Source organism: Rhodanobacter sp. UC4437_H4 (genome assembly GCF_052978425.1).
The window spans coordinates 788,736-805,581 of record NZ_CM129673.1 but is presented as its reverse complement, the minus strand read 5'-3'; the positions used below and the strand labels follow the sequence as shown (position 1 = coordinate 805,581).

Sequence of the window (16,846 nt, the reverse complement as noted above, 5' to 3'; positions counted from 1 at the left end):
TGGACTTGCCGCGAGAACTACTCCCTTCTGGGCTGGCGGCGATTGTCACGGCCCGGGCGCGGTGCGGTCAAGCAACGCGTTCGACGACAGTCGGCTAAAATGGCGGTTTTCCCTCGCCACGAGATCCCGCCATGAGTGCGCACGACATCCGTTCCGCCGTCCGTCCCGATCCCGACCAGCCGCTGGTTGATATCGCCGATTACGTGGTCGATCACCAGATCGATTCGCGGGAGGCCTACGACACTGCGCGCTACATGCTGCTGGACTCGCTGGCCACCGCCATGATGGCGATGAAGTTTCCGGAGTGCGTGAAGCACCTCGGCCCGCTGGTGCCGGGCGCCACGCTGCCGGGCGGTGCGCGCGTGCCGGGCACCAGCCACGAGCTGGACCCGGTGCAGGCGGCGTTCGCGATCGGCACGCAGATCCGCTGGCTGGATTTCAACGACACCTGGCTGGCGGCCGAATGGGGCCATCCGTCGGACAACCTCGGCAGCATCCTGGCCGTCGGCGACTACCTCAGCCGCAAGGCGGAGCGCGAAGGCGGCCAACCGCTGAGCGTGCGCGACGTGCTTGGCTACGCGATCAAGGCGCACGAGATCCAGGGCTGCTACGCGCTGCTGAACAGCTTCAACCGGGTCGGCCAGGACCACGTGATCCTCGTGCGACTGGCCTCCACCGCGGTGGCCACCGCGATGCTCGGTGGCAGCAAGGAACAGATCATCACCGCCGTGTCGCACAGCTGGATCGACAACGGCGCGTTGCGCACCTATCGCCACGCGCCGAACACCGGTCCGCGCAAGAGCTGGGCCGCCGGCGATGCCTGCCGTCGCGCGGTGACCCACGCGATCAATGCGGTGTATCGCGGCGTGGTCGGGTATCCGTCTGCGCTGTCGGCAAAGACCTGGGGCTTCTACGATGTGGCGTTCGGCGGCAAGCCGTTCGAGTTCGAGCGCCCGTTCGGCAGCTACGTGATGGAGAACGTGCTGTTCAAGATCAGCTATCCGGCCGAGTTCCATGCGCAGACTGCCGTGGAATGCGCCATGCAGTTGCATGGCGAGGTGGCCGGCAAGCTCGACCAGATCGAGAAGATCGTCATCGAGACGCAGGAAGCGGGTTGCCGCATCATCGACAAGACCGGCCCGCTGGCGAACTATGCCGATCGCGACCACTGCATCCAGTACATGGTCGCCGTGCCGCTGATCTTCGGCCGCCTGGTGGCCAGCGATTACAACGACGAGGTCGCCGCCGACCCGCGCATCGACGCACTGCGCGACAAAATGACGGTGGTGGAAAATACGCAGTTCACCCGCGACTATTTCGATCCGGCCAAGCGTTATATCGGCAATTCGGTGCAGGTATTCTTCAAGGACGGCAGCCATACCGGCAAAGTGTCCGTCGATTATCCGATCGGTCACCGCAAGCGCCGGGCCGAGGGCATTCCCGTCTTGCTGCAAAAATTCGAGGCGGCCATGCGCAGTCATCTGCCGGCCCATCGGGTCAAGGCGATCATGGATGCCACGCGCGATCCGGCGCACTTGGACTCCATGCCGCTGCATCAGTTCCTGGGTCTCTTCACATTGTAGGCACGTCCGTCATGGAACATTCGGTTCGGTCGGAGATGAACCACTGCGTGGCGGCGAGTCGTTTAGCCAGTTTCGCCGCTCTGTGAAGGGATTGGCCCGGCACGATCACTTACCTGAATGATGTTGCACCGAATGGTTGCGAAAGCGTACGCGACGCAACTGCTACTTAACGTTTTTGCTACAATGCGGGTCGCTTGTCCAGGACACGCCAAGCGCGGGCCGGTAGGGCCTTGAATCGAGTTAAGTTCTGACGTGCGACTTTCTGGTATGGGTCGAACGGACTCAAATTTTAATAATCGAGGAGACACCTGATGAAACGTAAGGGCTTGTATTTTCTGATCGCGCTCGCCCTGGGCGGCGTAGGTGCCGTTCATGCGCAGGACACGGCTGCGGCACCGGCCGATGCCTCGAGCAGTGAAACCGCCATCTCGTCCTATGACGGGCGCTGGTATATCGCGCCGACGGTGGGGGGCTACGTCAACGACACCGAGCGCGATACCAATAGCCGCCAGATCTACTACGGCCTGGGTTTTGGTCGCTTCTTCTCGCCCAACATGTCGCTCGATTTCTTCGTCGACCGCACGAAGCGCAAGATGGACAAGGGCCCGGCCCTTGGCGGCGGTCACAGCAGCGATTCCTGGGCCAGCACCAATGTCGGTGCGGCTGCCCGGTTCTATGCCGGTGACTGGAATGCATGGCGCCCCTACGGCATGGTCGGCGTGATGGGCAGCCATCACCAGAACAAGCTGGACAATGGCTGGGCGCCTGCTGCACAGATCGGCGGCGGCGTGTCCAAGATGGTCACCGACAGCACCAACATCCGGTTGGAAGCGGGCTATCGTTTCGACTGGGACAAGGACACCCATCCCGCCAACAGCAGCTATGGTGACTGGTTCCTCGGCTTGACCGTTGCCTCGCGCTTTGGTGCGCCTGCCGCCGCTCCGGCGCCGGTAGCGGCACCGGTTGCACCCGCGCCGGCCGACTGCTCCACCCAGGACAGCGACCAGGACGGCGTGAACGATTGCGAGGACAAGTGCCCTGCCACCGCCGCCGGCACCATCGTGGGCCCGGATGGTTGCGCGCAGAAGGTGGTGATCGACCTGCGTGGCGTGAACTTCAAGTTCGATCGTCCGAAGGCCGGTGAAACCGACATCTCCAAGTCGCTCGCCGAGCCGACGGCCGATTCGATCTCGGTGCTGAACCAGGCCGTCGACACCTTGCAGCGTTACCCGCAGGTGCACGTGACCGTGGCCGGCTACACCGACTCGAAGGGCACGGACGCGTACAACCAGAAGCTGTCCGAGCGTCGCGCCTCGATCGTCTACAACTACCTGACCAGCCATGGCATCGATGCCAGCCGTCTGGAAGGCCCGATCGGCCACGGCGAGAGCAACCCCATCGGCGACAACGAAACCGATGCGGGCCGTGCGCAGAACCGTCGCACGGAGCTGCAGGTTCAGCAGTAAACGAACCGCGGTAGCTAACAGGAAAAAGCCCGGCTTCGGCCGGGCTTTTTTTGTCTTCGCCGGCGATGATTCTTGTTGCCCCGCGGCCCCGACCTATACGCTTGCACGATGTCCCGTCCTTCTTCCTTCCACCCGGCGCGCGCGACCGGGCCGACTCCGCCGTCGCGCTACGGGCTTGCCCGCGTGCTGTCCAAACTGGGTGTGTGCTCGCGCAGTCAGGCCGAGCAGTGGATTCGTGCGGGCCGGGTCAGTGTGGGCGGGCGGGTCGTCCGCGACCCCCAGCATCCGACCCTGATCGACCGCCAGGGGATCGCCATCGACGGCGAAGCCGTGGGCCGGGCCACGCCTGTCCACGTGGCCTTCAACAAGCCGCGCGGCATCGTGGTCAGCGCGGCCGACGAGCATGGTCGCGCGACGGTCTACACCGCGCTGGCGGCCGCCGGGCTGCCCTGGCTGGGTCCGGTCGGCCGGTTGGACAAGGCCAGCGAAGGACTGTTGCTGCTGAGCAACGACACCCGTTGGGCGGCTGCCATCACCGACCCGCTGACGCATCTGGAGAAGACTTATCACGTCCAGGTCGCGGGGCTACCGGATGCTGCGGTGCTGGCCGCGATGCTGGCGGGCGTCGAGGATGCCGGTGAACGCCTGAAGGCGCGCCGCGTCACGCTGCTGCGTGCGGGCGCAAAGAATGCATGGCTCGAAGTGGTGCTGGACGAAGGCCGCAACCGACATATTCGTCGGCTGCTGGCGGCGCTGGGTTTCGACGTGATGCGGCTGATCCGGGTGGCGATCGGCCCGCTTGCGCTTGGCGAACTGGCGAAGGGCCAGTGGCGCCGGCTGGAAGAGCACGAGGTGCGTTCGCTGGCGGCGAAGCGGCCGTGATGGCGGCGCGGCCAGGCTGCGGCCGCACCAGCCTCGGTGTCAGCGCGGAATCACGCCCAGGGTTTGCCCGACCTTGGTGAAGGCTGCAATCGCCTGGTCGAGGTGTTCGCGGGTGTGCGCCGCGCTCATCTGCGCGCGGATGCGTGCCTGCCCCTGCGGCACGACCGGATAGAAGAATCCGGTGACATAGATGCCTTCCGCCAGCAGCGCGGCAGCCATCGCCTGCGCTTTGGGCGCGTCGTGGATCATCACCGGCACGATCGGGTGCACGCCCGGCTTGATGTCGAAGCCGGCGGCCGTCATCCGTTCGCGAAAATAGCGGGTGTTCTCCTTCAGCCTGTCGCGCAGATCGCCGGCGCTGGCCAGCATGTCGAATACCCTGATCGCGGCGGCCACCACGTGCGGCGGCAGCGAGTTGGAGAACAGGTAAGGGCGCGAACGCTGGCGCAGCAGTTCGACCACTTCCCGCGGCCCGGTGGTGAAACCGCCGAGCGCACCGCCGAGGGCCTTGCCCAGCGTGCCGGTGAAAATGTCGATCTTGTCCATCACGCCGTGCAATTCGGCCGAGCCGCGGCCGGTATCGCCGAGAATGCCGGTGCAATGGCATTCATCGATGTGCACCATGGCATCGTACTTTGCGGCCAGCGCGGTGATCTCGTCGAGTTTGGCGATGAAACCGTCCATCGAGAACGCGCCATCGGTGGTGATGAGCTTGGTCCGCGCGCCGGCCGCGTCGGCCGCCTGCAACTGCTTCTCCAGGTCGGCCATGTCGCTGTTGGCGTAACGGTAGCGGGTGGCCTTGCACAGCCGCACGCCGTCGATGATCGACGCGTGGTTCAGGGCGTCGGAGATCACCGCGTCTTCCTCACCCAGCAGCGGCTCGAACAGGCCGCCGTTGGCGTCGAAGCAGGCGGCGTACAGGATGGTGTCCTCGGTGCCGAAGAATTCGGCGATCTTCGCCTCCAGTTCCTTGTGCAGATCCTGGGTGCCGCAGATGAAGCGCACGCTTGCCATGCCGAAACCGTGGCTGTCGAGCGCATCCTTGGCCGCCTGGATCACCGCCGGATGATCGGCCAGGCCGAGGTAGTTGTTGGCGCAGAAGTTCAGCACCTTGCGGCCGCCTTCCAGCTCGATCTCGGCAGACTGCGGCGAGATGATGATGCGCTCGGCCTTGAACAGGCCGTACTCGCGGATGGCCGCCAGTTCGGTGGCGTAACGTGCTTTCGCGGATGGAGTCATGGAATCTCCGGGTGCAGAAGTGTGTGGCGTGGAGGTTGCGGCGGTGCTCAGTTCCAGGAGCAGACGACCTTGCCGCACTGGCCGGCATCCATCAGGTCGAAGCCCTTCTGGAAGTCGTCGATGTGGATCTGGTGGGTGAGCACCTTCTGCAGCGGGAAGCCGGTCAGCACCATCTGGGTCATCTTGTACCAGGTCTCGTACATGCGCCGGCCGTAGATGCCCTGCAGGGTGAGGCCCTTGAAGATCACCTTGTCCCAGTCGATGCCGGCCCCCTTGGGCTGGATGCCGAGCAGGGCGATCTTGCCGCCGTGGTACATGCAGTCGAGCATGTCGTTGAAGGCACGCGGGTTGCCGCTCATCTCCATGCCCACGTCGAAGCCTTCCATGTGCAGGTCCTTCATCGCGTCCTTGAGCGAGGCGTTGGCCACGTTCACCACGCGGGTGGCGCCCATGTCGGCAGCGAGCTTCAGGCGGAAATCGTTCACGTCGGTGACGACGACGTTGCGCGCGCCCACGTGCTTGGCGATGCCGGCGGCGATGATGCCGATCGGGCCGGCGCCGGTAATCAGCACGTCCTCGCCGATCAGGTCGAACTCCAGCGCGCAATGCGCGGCATTGCCGTACGGATCGAAGAACGCGGCCAGTTCGGACGGAATCTGGTCAGGGATCGGCCACAGGTTGGATGCCGGCATGGCCATGTATTCGGCGAACGCGCCGTTGCGGTTCACGCCGATGCCCACCGTATTGGGGCACAAGTGCTGGCGACCGGCGCGGCAATTGCGGCAGTGGCCGCAGACGATGTGGCCCTCGGCCGAGACGCGGTCGCCAACCTTGTAGCCGGTGACGCCCGGGCCGATCTCGACGATGCGGCCGACGAACTCGTGGCCGATGGTAAGACCCGGCTTGATGACGCGCTGGCTCCATTCGTCCCACTTGTAGATATGCAGATCCGTACCGCAGATCGCGGTTTTCTCGATCTTGATCAGCACCTCGTTGGGGCCGACCTCGGGCATCGGCACCTCTTCCATCCAGATGCCCTGTTCGGGCTTGCGCTTGACCAGGGCTTTCATTGTCTGCGGCATGGGAAATCCATCGGCTGGCCCGCGATGCGGGCGGTTAAACGTCAATTATAGAGCGCGGCGGCGCGTGACCGCTGTCCGTGCGAATTTTCCGGGTCGTGTGCGGCGCCTGGCGGCGCAAGTCACTGCGATGGCGCGGAAGGGGCTTCGATGCGCTGGAAGCACATGCGATCGCCTGCCGGGACGAGTATGCGTGCGCGCTGAATGTCGCAGGCATGACTTGCGGCATATGCCGCACTCGCCCGGCTCGGGCATAAGTCGAAAGTTATTGCGCCACTTTCGCCTGCTTCCCGGGGCCGGCTTTCACCAGGAGATTCCCTTTGCGCCGTCTATTGCTCGCTGCCGCCGTATCCGTCGGCTTCATCTCGTCCGCCCATGCCGTCGAAGGCATGTGGCAGCCCGCCCAGTTGCCGGGTATCGCCGCCACGCTGCAGCAGCACGGCCTGAAGCTGGACCCGAAAACGCTGACCGACCTCACCGCCTACCCGATGGGCGCGATCGTCAGCCTGGGCGGCTGCACCGCCTCGTTCGTCTCCCCCGAGGGTCTGGTGGTGAGCAACCACCACTGCGTCTACGGCGCGCTGCAGCTGAACTCCACGCCGGAAAACAACCTGATCGAGAAGGGCTTCCTGGCGAAGACCCAGGCGGACGAGCTCTCCGCCGGCCCGTCCGCGCGGATCTTCGTCACCGAGGAAATCCGCGACGTCACGAAAGAGATCACCGCCAAGCTCACCGACGCGATGAGCGGCGCCGAGCGCTACAAGGCGATCGAGCTGGCGATCAAGGAGCAGGTCAAGGCGTGCGAGAGCGAAGGCTACCGCTGCGACGTCTACACCTTCCACGGCGGCTACAGCTATCAGCTGATCAGGCAACTGGAAATCAAGGACGTGCGCCTGGTCTACGCGCCGCCGGAATCCATCGGCAAGTTCGGTGGCGACGTCGACAACTGGATGTGGCCTCGCCACACCGGCGACTTCGGCTACCTGCGCGCCTATGTCTCGAAGGACGGCAAGTCCGCCGCCTTCTCGAAGGACAACGTGCCGTACCGGCCCAGGCATGTGCTCAAGGTGAACCCGCAGGGCGTGGAAGCCGGCGACTACGTGATGGTGGTCGGCTACCCGGGCCGCACCAACCGCTACCGTCTCGCCGACGAAGTGCAGAGCGCGATCGACTGGACGTACCCGACCCAGATCAAGGTGTACGAGGACACGCTCGGCATCATCAACACGGCCGGCAAGGCCGATCCGAAGGTGGCGGTGAAGTACGCCAGTATGGTGGCCGGCCTCAACAACTACCTGAAGAACTTCGGCGGCCAGCTCGAAGGCCTGCATCGCGCCGACGCGGTCACGGTGAAGCGCGCGCAGGAAGCGCAGCTGGAGGCCTGGCTGAAGCAGCAGGGCGGCGCCGATAACACCGCGCTGGCGGCCGATATCGGCAAGCTGCGCCAGCAGATCGCCGCCGACCGGGCCAATCGCGAACGCGACCTGGCCATCGGTCTGGTCAGCCGCGCCCAGCTGTTCGGCACCGCGGTGCGCCTGACCCACCTGGCGAAGGAGCGCCCGAAGGCCGACCTCGACCGCGACGCCGGCTACCAGCAGCGCGACTGGGTGCGCATCGAGGGCGGCCTGAAGCAGATGGATCGCCGCTACGACCCGGGCGTCGACCAGCAGTTCATGGTCTACGGCCTCAAGCGCTACGTGGCCTTGCCGCAGGCGCAGCGCCTGCCGGCGCTGGACAAGTGGCTCGATGGTGCAAGCACCGAGGCGGCGATCAAGGCGAAGGTTGCCGCGCTGTACGCCGGCAGCAAGCTCGGCAACGTCGACGAGCGCATGAAGTGGTTCGGCGCCGACAGCAAGGCGATCGACGCCAGCTCCGACAGCATGCTCAGGCTCGCCCGCGCGGTGCAGCCGCAGCTGAAGGCGCTGGAGGACGAATCCGATGCCCGCGCCGGCGAGATGAGCAAGCTGCGCCCGCGCTACATGCAGGCGATGATCGCGTGGAAGGATTCGCAGAAGCTGCCGGTCTACCCGGACGCGAACAGCTCGCTGCGCGTCACCTTCGGCAACGTGCAGGGCGTGGCGCCGCGTGATGGCGTGAGCTACGCGCCGTTCACCACCGCGCAGGGCATCGTCGAGAAGGACACCGGCATCGAGCCGTTCAACTCGCCCAAGGCCGAGCTGGCCGCGATCAAGGCCAAGGCGTTCGACAGCTATGCCTCGCCGAAGCTGGGCACGCTGCCGGTCAACTTCCTCGCCGACCTTGACATCACCGGCGGCAACTCCGGTTCGCCGGCGATGGACGCGAACGGCCAGCTGGTCGGCTTGGCGTTCGACGGCAACTGGGAGTCGGTCAGCGGCGACTGGCTGTTCAACCCGCAGCTCAACCGCTCGATCCAGGTCGACGTGCGCTACATGCTGTGGGTGATGCACCACCTCGACCACGCCGACAACCTGCTGAAGGAAATGGGCGTGCCGGCGAAGTAAGCCGCACATTCGTGCATGCATCAGGGCCCGCGTCATCGGCGCGGGCCCTTCCGTTTTCCGTGCGGCGAACTAGGTCATGCGCGGGGCCGCGCCAAACCCGGAGCGGCAGACGCCGGCATGGCAGGCGGCTTGATTCAGCCGGCCGGTCTTTCCTCGGGGCGCAGCGTCAGGACCCGCACGCCGTTTCGCGTCACCGCCACCGTATGCTCGAACTGTGCCGACCATTTTCCGTCCCGAGTGACGACCGTCCAGCCGTCATCCTCGGTCCGCACGGTCCGGCGGCCCTGGTTGAGCATCGGCTCGATGGTGAACACCATGCCCTCCCGCAATACCAGACCGGTTTGCGGCCTTCCCCAATGCAACACCTGCGGCGGTTCGTGCATTTCACGGCCGATTCCGTGCCCGCAATACTCCCTCACCACCGAGTAGCCATTCCGTCGGGCGTGATGCTCGATGGCATGGCCCACATCGCCGAGCCGGGCACCCGGGCGGACAGCCCTGATCCCCTTCCACATGGCTTCATGCGCCACCTGCACGAGTCGCTTGGCCGCTGGCGTCACCTCGCCGACGAGGTAGGTCTTGCTGGAGTCGGCGATGAATCCATTTTTTTCCAGCGTGATGTCGAAATTCACGATGTCTCCGTCTCGCAGGATTTCCGACGGAGACGGGACACCGTGACAGACGACGTCGTTGCGTGAGGAGTTCAGTGCATGGGCATAGCCGTACTGCCCCTTGCTCGCCGGACGCGCAACGAGTTCGTCCACGATGTAGCTTTCGACCAGGTCGTTCACCTGCATGGTCGACATGCCGGCCAGGCTCAACTGGTCCACGTAGCCGAATACATCGGCCAATAGCCTGCCCGACTCGGCCATCAGCGCGACTTCTTCCGGTCGCTTGGTCATGCGGCACCGGGTGCGAGCGGCCGTGCCTCGACACCGGCGGCGTGGAGTTCCCGCATGAGAACCTCCTGGAAAGTCAGCGTGGGGCTCATTTCACACAACATGCCGACCTTGATCCAGAAGGCCGCCTGCGCGTTGATGGATCGGCACGTCACTGCGCTCGCCCTGCGAATCTGACTGTGCAGATCGTCGTCGATGTTCACGATACCCATAAAACGTTCCATATATGTTTCATATATGGATGATATATTTTGGGGGTGTGGCTGGGCAAGCGGCGGATGCCATGGCTCATGGTGGCGACGGCATGGCCTTGGCATCATCTCTGTGCACTTTTCCACCTCGTGGGGTGAATGCCGTCGGCCGCGAGGCCGCTGGCGGTGCGGGCAGGGCGGTGCTCTCGTCTAAACTGCCGCGATGCCCGTTGATTCCCGCCCCCTGGCCATCTTCCTGATGGGCCCCACCGCCTCCGGCAAGACCGCGCTGGCATGCGCGCTGAGCGAGCGGTTTCCGCTGGATCTGGTCAGTGTCGATTCGGCGCTGGTCTACCGCGGCATGGACATCGGCACGGCAAAACCCGACCCGGCGACGCTGGCGCGCCATCCGCATGCGCTGGTCGACATCCGCGATCCCGGCCAGCCGTATTCGGCGGCGGATTTCCGCGCCGATGCGCTGCCGGTGATGCAGCGGATCAGCGCGCAGGGCAGAGTGCCGCTGCTGGTCGGCGGTACCGGGCTGTACTTCCGTGCGTTGCAGCAGGGGCTGTCCGACCTGCCGGAAGCCGACCCGGCCACCCGTGCGCGGCTGGCTGCCGAGGCGCAACAGCTCGGCTGGCCGGCCTTGCATGCGCGGCTGGCGGCCCTCGATCCGGCCGCCGCCGGCCGGATCGGCTGCAACGACGTGCAGCGCCTGCAGCGTGCGCTGGAAGTGATCGAACTGACCGGCCGGCCGCTATCCGAATTGCAGCGCGGCGGGACGGCGGCGCGCTTTCCGTGGCGCGTGCTCAAGCTGGCGCTGCTGCCGACCGACCGGCGCGTGCTGCACGAGCGCATCGCCCGGCGTTTCGACACGATGCTGGCGGAGGGCTTTCTGGACGAGGTGCGCGCACTGCGGGCGCGCGGCGACCTGCACGCCGACCTGCCGGCGATCCGCGCGGTCGGCTACCGGCAGGCGTGGGAACACCTCGATGGCCAGACCGATGCGGCCACGTTCCGCGACCGCGCCATCTACGCCACCCGCCAGTTGGCCAAGCGCCAGATCACCTGGCTGCGCAGCGACACCGGCATCCGGATCGTCGAGCCGGATCGGCCCGATCTCGGCGAGCGGGTGCGCGCGGCGGTGGGCCTGTTTGTCGACGGCCCGGCCGGGGTCATGCCACCAGCGTGACCCAGTCCACCGTCGTGGAGCAAAAATCTTCTTTCATCAAGCATTTGAAAGCAGTTAACATCCGATCTTGTTGGGCCGGGGCGCCAGCGGCGTCTTTTCTCCGGTCTGGTCGTGGCAAGGGGAGAACAAGAAATGTCCAAGGGGCAATCGTTGCAAGATCCGTTTCTCAATGCGTTGCGGCGCGAGCGTGTGCCGGTGGCCATCTACCTGGTCAACGGCATCAAGTTGCAGGGCACGGTCGAGTCGTTCGACCAGTTCGTGGTGCTCCTGCGCAACCAGGTCAGCCAGATGGTGTACAAGCACGCCATTTCCACCGTGGTGCCGAGTCGCAACGTGCGCATCGGCAATGGTCACGATGGCCACGAAGGCCACGATCACCAGGCCGATACTTCGGCAACCGTCGAAGCGGGCACTTGATTGCGCGTGGGGTGATCCACATGAAGGGAGACTGTCCCCGCAGGATGCTGCCCCACCGTGTTTGACCGGCAAAAGAGAGGCGACCGCGCCGTCCTGGTACTTCCGCATTCGCGCGGCGAAGGCGATGCCGTGCGCCGCGCGGAGGAATTCGCCGAACTGGCCAAGTCGGCCGGTGCCGAGGTGTTGGCAACCATCGGCGCGCGCGTCGACGACGTCAATCCGCGTTACTACATCGGCAGTGGCAAGGCCGAGGAAGTCGCCGAGGCATCCCGTGCGCTGGAAGCCGACCTGGTGCTGGTCGACCACGTGCTCACTCCGGTGCAGGAGCGCAATCTGGAGAAACACCTCGGCGTGCGCGTGGTCGACCGTGCCGGCCTGATCCTGGACATCTTCGCCCAGCGCGCACGGTCCCACGAAGGCAAGCTGGAAGTGGAGCTGGCCCAGTTGAAGCACCTGGCCACGCGACTGGTGCGCGGCTGGACCCATCTGGACGCCCAGCGCGGTGGTGCCATCGGCAACCGCGGTCCCGGCGAAACCCAGCTCGAAACCGACCGTCGTTTACTGGCGGTGCGGGTGAAGATGCTCACCAAGCGGCTGGAAAAAGTGCAGACCCAGCGTGGTCAGCAACGCCGTTCGCGCTTGCGCAACACCGTGCCGCGGGTGGCGCTGGTCGGTTACACGAACGCCGGCAAATCCACCCTGTTCAACGCCTTGACCCGCGGCTCGGTCTACGCCGCCGATCAGTTGTTCGCCACGCTCGACCCTACGGTGCGCAAGATCGAGGACCTGGCCTGCGGCCCGGCGGTGATCGCCGACACCGTGGGCTTCATCCGCGAACTGCCGCATGACCTGGTCGCCGCGTTCCGCGCCACCCTGGCCGAGGCCCGCGACGCGGACCTGCTTCTCCACGTCGGTGACGCTGCCGACGAGGAGCGCGTGCGCCTGCATCGGGTGGTCGATGCCGTGCTGGAGGACATCGACGCCGGCGACGTCCCGCAGTTGCAGGTGATGAACAAGATCGACCTGGCCGGTACCGAGCCGCGGATCGAGCGCGACGCAACCGGCAAGCCGGTGCGGGTATGGCTGTCGGCCGCCACCGGTGCCGGCGTCGACCTGCTGCGCCAGGCGCTGGGCGAATTGCTTGGCGGCGACCGCGTGCAGTCGCCGCTGCATCTGCCCTTGTCCGCCGGGCGGCTGCATGCGCGCCTGAAGGCGGCCGGGGCGATCAGTGCCGAGCACGTGGACGAACACGGCTGGCAGCTGCGCATCGACGCGCCGCGCAGCGTGATAGCGCCGCTCAGCGGTGGTGAGGGCGCCGAGGCAGTGCTGTTGCGGGAACTGTTGAGTGCGGCCGGTTGATCGGCCGCGCCCGGACGGTTTCGGCTGCCTCTGCTAGAATACGCAGCGTTTGCGTCGGCCATGGCGGCATCGATGGTCCAGTGGTCACCTCGCCGTGTGCGAGGTGGAAGAAAGGCATGTTCCGGCCGTCGTTGCCGGCCTCCCGACGGCTTCAAGGAGACTGACTCGTGGCGTGGAATGAACCCGGAAAGAACGGGCAGAGCGATCCGTGGAACCGCAAGCGTCCTTCCGGCAAGTCGCCGCTGGACGACCTGCTGGCAAAGCTGAAGAACCGTGGCGGGAAGTTCGGCCAGGGCTCCGGCGGCATCCTCACCGGCGTGCTGGTGCTGATCGTGGTGGGCCTGCTGTTCAGCAGCTACACGATCATCGGCGCGCGCCAGCAGGGCGTGGTGCTGCGCTTCGGCCAGTACTCGCGCACCTTGCCGCCCGGCTTCCACCTGAAGTTTCCGCAGCCGATCGAATCGGTCACCAAGGTCGAGGCCACGCGTATCCGCTCGGTCACCGACAAGGTGGCCATGCTGACCCGCGACGAGAACATCATCACGATCGACTTCACCGTGCAGTACCAGGTGGATGATTCGCGCAAGTACCTGTTCTCGCTGACCGATCCGGACGGCACCATCAGTGCCGCCGCCGAAGCCGCCGTGCGCGGCGTGATCGGCGGCAGCGACATGGACCAGGTCCTGTCGGCGGCCGGCGCCAACCTGGTCACCCAGGCGCAGCAGGCGTTGCAGCGGACGCTGGACGTCTACGATTCGGGCTTGCGCGTCACCGAGGTGAGCTTCCAGAACGTGGCGCCACCCGATGAGGTGAAGGACGCCTTCGACGACGTCAACAACGCGCGCGAAGACAAGCAGAGCATCGAGAACGCCGCGCTGGCCTATTCCAGCAAGGTCGTGCCGGTGGCGCGCGGCGAAGCGGCCCGCATCGCCGCGGAAGCGGCTGGCTACAAGGCCGAGCGCGTCGCCCGCGCCGAAGGCGACACCGATCGCTTCAACCTGTTGCTGGCGCAGTACAAGGCAGCGCCCGAAGTGACCCGCAAGCGGTTGTGGCTGGAGACCATGGAAGAGGTGATGGCACACAACACCAAGATCGTCGACGACGCCAGCGGTCGCAACATCATCAACCTGCCCTCGACGCCGGGCGCCGCATCCCAGGCGGGGACGACCCAGGTCGGCGCGATCGTGCCGCCCCCCGCAACGGCAAGCAGTGCGAGCGACAAGGGAGCACAGCCATGAACCGCATCGTTGCCGCATTCGTTGCCGTCGTGGTGATCCTGCTCGGCTTGAGCAGCATGTTCGTGGTGAGCGAAGGCCACAGCGCATTGGTCCTGCAATTCGGTCGCATCGTGCACACGGACTACCAGCCGGGCCTGCATTTCAAGCTGCCCGTGCTGCAGCAGGTGATTCATTTCGACAAGCGCATCCTGTCGCTCGACGCGCCGCCCGAGCGCTACTTCACCTCCGAGAAGAAGAGCGTCAACGTCGATTTCTACGTCAAGTGGCGCATCGCCGACAACGCGGCCTATTACCGCGCCACCGGCGGCGACCAGCTGCAGGCCGCGCAGCGGCTCACCCCCATCGTCAAGGACGCGCTGCGGTTCGAGTTCAATGCACGCACCTTGCCCGACCTGATCTCCGGCGGGCGCAAGGACATCACCGAGCGGGTGCGTGCTCAGACCGATCTTTCCGCGCGCAAGAACCTGGGCATTGCGGTGGTCGACGTGCGCATCAAGCGCATCGACCTGCCCAACGAGGTCAGCGAATCGGTGTACAAGCGGATGCGTGCCGAGCGCCTGCAACTGGCCAATGAACTGCGTTACACGGGCCAGGAAGCGGCGACCCGGATCAAGGCCGACGCGGATCGCCAGGCGCAGGTGCTGGAAGCCGATGCCAACCGGGATGCCGCCAAGGTGAAAGGCGAGGGCGATGCCGAAGCCGCCGCGATCTATGCGCGTGCCTACAGCAAGGACCCGGAGTTCTACGCGTTCTATCGCAGCCTGGCGGCCTATCGTGCGTCGATGGAAACCGGCAACGGCGTGCTCATCCTCAAGCCTGATTCGCCGTTCCTGCATTACTTCGACGACCCCGCACCGCGGAAGTAGGCCGCATCGACCCGCGCAGCGGGCGTTTACCCAGGCAGCCCCGTGGCGGGGCGGCAAACTAACGAAACGAGAGTTCACATGGGCAAGTCAGTCGTAATCCTGGGCGCGCAGTGGGGCGACGAGGGCAAGGGCAAGATCGTCGACCTGCTGACCGAGCGGGTCAGCGCGGTGGTGCGCTTCCAGGGCGGCCACAACGCCGGCCACACGCTGGTGATCAAGGGCAAGAAGACCGTGCTGCACCTGATTCCCTCGGGCATCCTGCGCGAAGACGCGCTGTGCCTGATCGGCAACGGGGTGGTGCTGTCGCCCGAGGCGCTGATCAACGAGATCAGCGAATTGGAAGCCAACGGCGTCGAAGTGCGCTCCCGCGTCAAGATCAGCCCGGCGACACCGCTGATCATGCCGTACCACATCGCCGTCGACAAAGCTCGTGAAATCGCCGCCGGCGGCAAGGCCATCGGCACCACCGGCCGTGGCATCGGTCCGGCCTACGAGGACAAGGTTGCCCGCCGTTCGATCCGCGTTGCCGACCTGATGTACCCGCACGAATTGCCCGCGTTGCTCAAGACCGCGGTGGACTACCACAACTTCATCCTTACCCAGTGGCTGAAAGCCGAGCCGGTCGATTACGACACCGTGCTGAAAGATGCGCTGGCCTGGGGCGAGTACATCCGCCCGCTGGTCGACGACGTCGCCACCATCCTGCACGACGTGCGCAAGGGCGGCGGCAACATCCTGTACGAGGGCGCGCAGGGCGCGCTGCTGGACATCGACCACGGCACCTACCCGTACGTCACCTCCAGCAACACCACCGTCGGCGGCGCGCTGGCCGGCACCGGCGTGGGTACGCAGGACATCGACTACGTGCTGGGCATCTGCAAGGCCTACGCCACCCGCGTCGGCAGCGGTCCGTTCCCGACCGAACTCAATGACGAGATGGGCGAGCTGCTGCGCAAGAAGGGCAACGAGTTCGGCGCCAGCACGGGCCGTCCGCGCCGCTGCGGCTGGATCGACCTGGTCGCGCTCAAGCGCGCCACCCAGATCAACGGCATCAACGGCCTGGCGATCACCAAGCTCGACGTGCTCGACGGCCTGTCCACCATCAAGGTCTGCATTGCCTACGAATACCGGGGCAAGCGCCGCGAGCTGGCGCCGCTGGATGCGGACGGCTGGGACGAGTGCAAGCCCGTCTACCTGGAATTTCCCGGCTGGGAAGAATCCACCGCCGGTATCCGCGACTGGAACAAGCTGCCGCCCGCCGCCCGCGCCTACCTGCGCGCCGTCGAGGAACTGTCCGGTTGCCGCCTGGCGCTGGTCGCAACCGGTGCGGACCGGGAAGACACCATCGTGCTGGATGACCCGTTCGCCTGAGGTCCGTACGCCCCGCCGCGCATTGGCGCAAGGCGGGGTTCGCTGATCAGGCGCGGTTGTGCGAGCGCATGGTGCGCTGCTTCTCGATCTGCCAATCGCGTTGCTTCTCGGTCTCGCGCTTGTCGTGCTCCTGCTTGCCGCGGGCCAAGCCGATCTCGACCTTGACCTTGTTGCCTTTCCAGTACATCGCCGTGGGCACCAGGGTGTGGCCCTTGCGTTCGACCGCACCGACCAGCTGGTCGATCTCCTTGCGGTGGAGCAGCAGCTTGCGGGTGCGCCGATCCTCGGCGATGACGTGCGTCGACGCGCTGATCAGCGGCGGGATCGAGCAGCCGACCAGGAACACCTCGTTCCTGAGGACCACCGCATAACTGTCGCCGAAATTGATGCGGCCGGCACGCAGTGCCTTCAGCTCCCAGCCTTGCAGGGCAACGCCGGCCTCGAAGCGCTGGTCGATGTGATATTCGAAGCGCGCGCGCTTGTTCAGCGCGATGGTGCCGCCGCCCTTGGTGTCCTTGTCCTTGCTCTTGGCCATGTCCGCTAAACTTCGGGCCACTGGGCGGCCGCATTGCCCGCCGCCC

At 65.7% G+C, this 16,846-nt stretch carries 15 protein-coding genes; 10 read left to right on the top strand and 5 right to left on the bottom strand.

Annotated elements, in window-relative coordinates; translation table 11 throughout:
- The first annotated feature begins 131 nt into the window (after positions 1 to 131).
- The 3 genes from ACVCL3_RS03930 (at position 132) to ACVCL3_RS03920 (ending at position 3,931) form a co-directional block, all read left to right on the top strand.
- Positions 132 to 1,583 carry a bifunctional 2-methylcitrate dehydratase/aconitate hydratase gene (locus ACVCL3_RS03930; RefSeq protein ID WP_447099066.1) on the top strand — a complete coding sequence of 484 codons (1,452 nt, stop codon included), beginning with the start codon at positions 132 to 134 and terminating at the stop codon, positions 1,581 to 1,583.
- 311 nt (positions 1,584 to 1,894) lie between these two features.
- On the top strand, positions 1,895 to 3,049 hold the full coding sequence (locus ACVCL3_RS03925; RefSeq protein ID WP_395118089.1) for an OmpA family protein: 1,155 nt from the start codon (positions 1,895 to 1,897) through the stop codon (positions 3,047 to 3,049).
- Positions 3,050 to 3,157: 108 nt separating this feature from the next.
- Entirely contained in the window at positions 3,158 to 3,931 is a 774-nt protein-coding gene (locus tag ACVCL3_RS03920) for a pseudouridine synthase (RefSeq protein WP_447099460.1), read from the top strand.
- 39 nt (positions 3,932 to 3,970) lie between these two features.
- Here the strand turns inward: ACVCL3_RS03920 and kbl are convergent, their stop codons facing one another.
- Positions 3,971 to 5,170, bottom strand: coding sequence for a glycine C-acetyltransferase (kbl, locus tag ACVCL3_RS03915; protein WP_395118093.1), 1,200 nt, complete (start codon positions 5,168 to 5,170; stop codon positions 3,971 to 3,973).
- 47 nt (positions 5,171 to 5,217) lie between these two features.
- Positions 5,218 to 6,252 carry an L-threonine 3-dehydrogenase gene (gene tdh / locus ACVCL3_RS03910; protein ID WP_395118094.1) on the bottom strand — a complete coding sequence of 345 codons (1,035 nt, stop codon included), beginning with the start codon at positions 6,250 to 6,252 and terminating at the stop codon, positions 5,218 to 5,220.
- 317 nt (positions 6,253 to 6,569) lie between these two features.
- Here tdh and ACVCL3_RS03905 point away from each other — a divergent pair, with 317 nt between their 5' ends.
- Complete coding sequence (locus tag ACVCL3_RS03905; protein ID WP_447100486.1) at positions 6,570 to 8,732, top strand: S46 family peptidase; 2,163 nt, start codon at positions 6,570 to 6,572, stop codon at positions 8,730 to 8,732.
- 134 nt (positions 8,733 to 8,866) lie between these two features.
- On the opposite strand, the gene map is transcribed toward ACVCL3_RS03905, so the two are convergent.
- Both map and ACVCL3_RS03895 read right to left on the bottom strand, forming a co-directional pair.
- Entirely contained in the window at positions 8,867 to 9,634 is a 768-nt protein-coding gene (map, locus tag ACVCL3_RS03900; protein WP_395118098.1) for a type I methionyl aminopeptidase, read from the bottom strand.
- Positions 9,631 to 9,843, bottom strand: a complete 213-nt coding sequence (locus ACVCL3_RS03895; protein ID WP_395121377.1) for a ParD-like family protein — start codon at positions 9,841 to 9,843, stop codon at positions 9,631 to 9,633. Before ACVCL3_RS03895 ends, map begins: the two co-directional genes overlap by 4 nt.
- 202 nt (positions 9,844 to 10,045) lie before the next feature.
- Between ACVCL3_RS03895 and miaA the strand changes: the two genes are divergently transcribed.
- The 6 genes from miaA to ACVCL3_RS03865 all read left to right on the top strand — a co-directional run bounded on the left by miaA (position 10,046) and on the right by ACVCL3_RS03865 (position 16,265).
- Positions 10,046 to 11,014, top strand: a complete 969-nt coding sequence (miaA, locus tag ACVCL3_RS03890) for a tRNA (adenosine(37)-N6)-dimethylallyltransferase MiaA (protein WP_447099062.1) — start codon at positions 10,046 to 10,048, stop codon at positions 11,012 to 11,014.
- 132 nt (positions 11,015 to 11,146) lie between these two features.
- Complete coding sequence (gene hfq / locus ACVCL3_RS03885; protein ID WP_395118103.1) at positions 11,147 to 11,431, top strand: RNA chaperone Hfq; 285 nt, start codon at positions 11,147 to 11,149, stop codon at positions 11,429 to 11,431.
- 57 nt (positions 11,432 to 11,488) lie between these two features.
- On the top strand, positions 11,489 to 12,790 hold the full coding sequence (hflX, locus tag ACVCL3_RS03880; protein ID WP_447100485.1) for a ribosome rescue GTPase HflX: 1,302 nt from the start codon (positions 11,489 to 11,491) through the stop codon (positions 12,788 to 12,790).
- A gap of 167 nt (positions 12,791 to 12,957) precedes the next feature.
- Positions 12,958 to 14,028 carry an FtsH protease activity modulator HflK gene (gene hflK, locus ACVCL3_RS03875; protein ID WP_395118107.1) on the top strand — a complete coding sequence of 357 codons (1,071 nt, stop codon included), beginning with the start codon at positions 12,958 to 12,960 and terminating at the stop codon, positions 14,026 to 14,028.
- On the top strand, positions 14,025 to 14,894 hold the full coding sequence (hflC, locus tag ACVCL3_RS03870; protein ID WP_395118109.1) for a protease modulator HflC: 870 nt from the start codon (positions 14,025 to 14,027) through the stop codon (positions 14,892 to 14,894). The genes hflK and hflC overlap by 4 nt, the downstream gene beginning before the upstream one ends.
- Before the next feature lie 78 nt (positions 14,895 to 14,972).
- Complete coding sequence (locus ACVCL3_RS03865; RefSeq protein ID WP_447099060.1) at positions 14,973 to 16,265, top strand: adenylosuccinate synthase; 1,293 nt, start codon at positions 14,973 to 14,975, stop codon at positions 16,263 to 16,265.
- 46 nt (positions 16,266 to 16,311) lie between these two features.
- Here the strand turns inward: ACVCL3_RS03865 and smpB are convergent, their stop codons facing one another.
- The gene (gene smpB / locus ACVCL3_RS03860; RefSeq protein WP_395118114.1) at positions 16,312 to 16,800 is read right to left on the bottom strand and encodes an SsrA-binding protein SmpB; all 489 of its coding nucleotides are present in this window, start codon (positions 16,798 to 16,800) and stop codon (positions 16,312 to 16,314) included.
- Positions 16,801 to 16,846 lie beyond the last annotated feature (46 nt).

What these genes read in the sequence shown, in the direction of transcription:
- smpB (WP_395118114.1), bottom strand. Translation starts at nt 16,800, where the DNA reads ATGGCCAAGAGCAAGGACAAGGACACCAAGGGCGGCGGCACCATCGCG.
- ACVCL3_RS03930 (WP_447099066.1), top strand. Translation starts at nt 132, where the DNA reads ATGAGTGCGCACGACATCCGTTCCGCCGTCCGTCCCGATCCCGACCAG.
- ACVCL3_RS03895 (WP_395121377.1), bottom strand. Translation starts at nt 9,843, where the DNA reads ATGGGTATCGTGAACATCGACGACGATCTGCACAGTCAGATTCGCAGG.
- tdh (WP_395118094.1), bottom strand. Translation starts at nt 6,252, where the DNA reads ATGCCGCAGACAATGAAAGCCCTGGTCAAGCGCAAGCCCGAACAGGGC.
- hflC (WP_395118109.1), top strand. Translation starts at nt 14,025, where the DNA reads ATGAACCGCATCGTTGCCGCATTCGTTGCCGTCGTGGTGATCCTGCTC.
- ACVCL3_RS03865 (WP_447099060.1), top strand. Translation starts at nt 14,973, where the DNA reads ATGGGCAAGTCAGTCGTAATCCTGGGCGCGCAGTGGGGCGACGAGGGC.
- map (WP_395118098.1), bottom strand. Translation starts at nt 9,634, where the DNA reads ATGACCAAGCGACCGGAAGAAGTCGCGCTGATGGCCGAGTCGGGCAGG.
- hfq (WP_395118103.1), top strand. Translation starts at nt 11,147, where the DNA reads ATGTCCAAGGGGCAATCGTTGCAAGATCCGTTTCTCAATGCGTTGCGG.
- ACVCL3_RS03920 (WP_447099460.1), top strand. Translation starts at nt 3,158, where the DNA reads ATGTCCCGTCCTTCTTCCTTCCACCCGGCGCGCGCGACCGGGCCGACT.
- kbl (WP_395118093.1), bottom strand. Translation starts at nt 5,170, where the DNA reads ATGACTCCATCCGCGAAAGCACGTTACGCCACCGAACTGGCGGCCATC.
- ACVCL3_RS03925 (WP_395118089.1), top strand. Translation starts at nt 1,895, where the DNA reads ATGAAACGTAAGGGCTTGTATTTTCTGATCGCGCTCGCCCTGGGCGGC.
- miaA (WP_447099062.1), top strand. Translation starts at nt 10,046, where the DNA reads ATGCCCGTTGATTCCCGCCCCCTGGCCATCTTCCTGATGGGCCCCACC.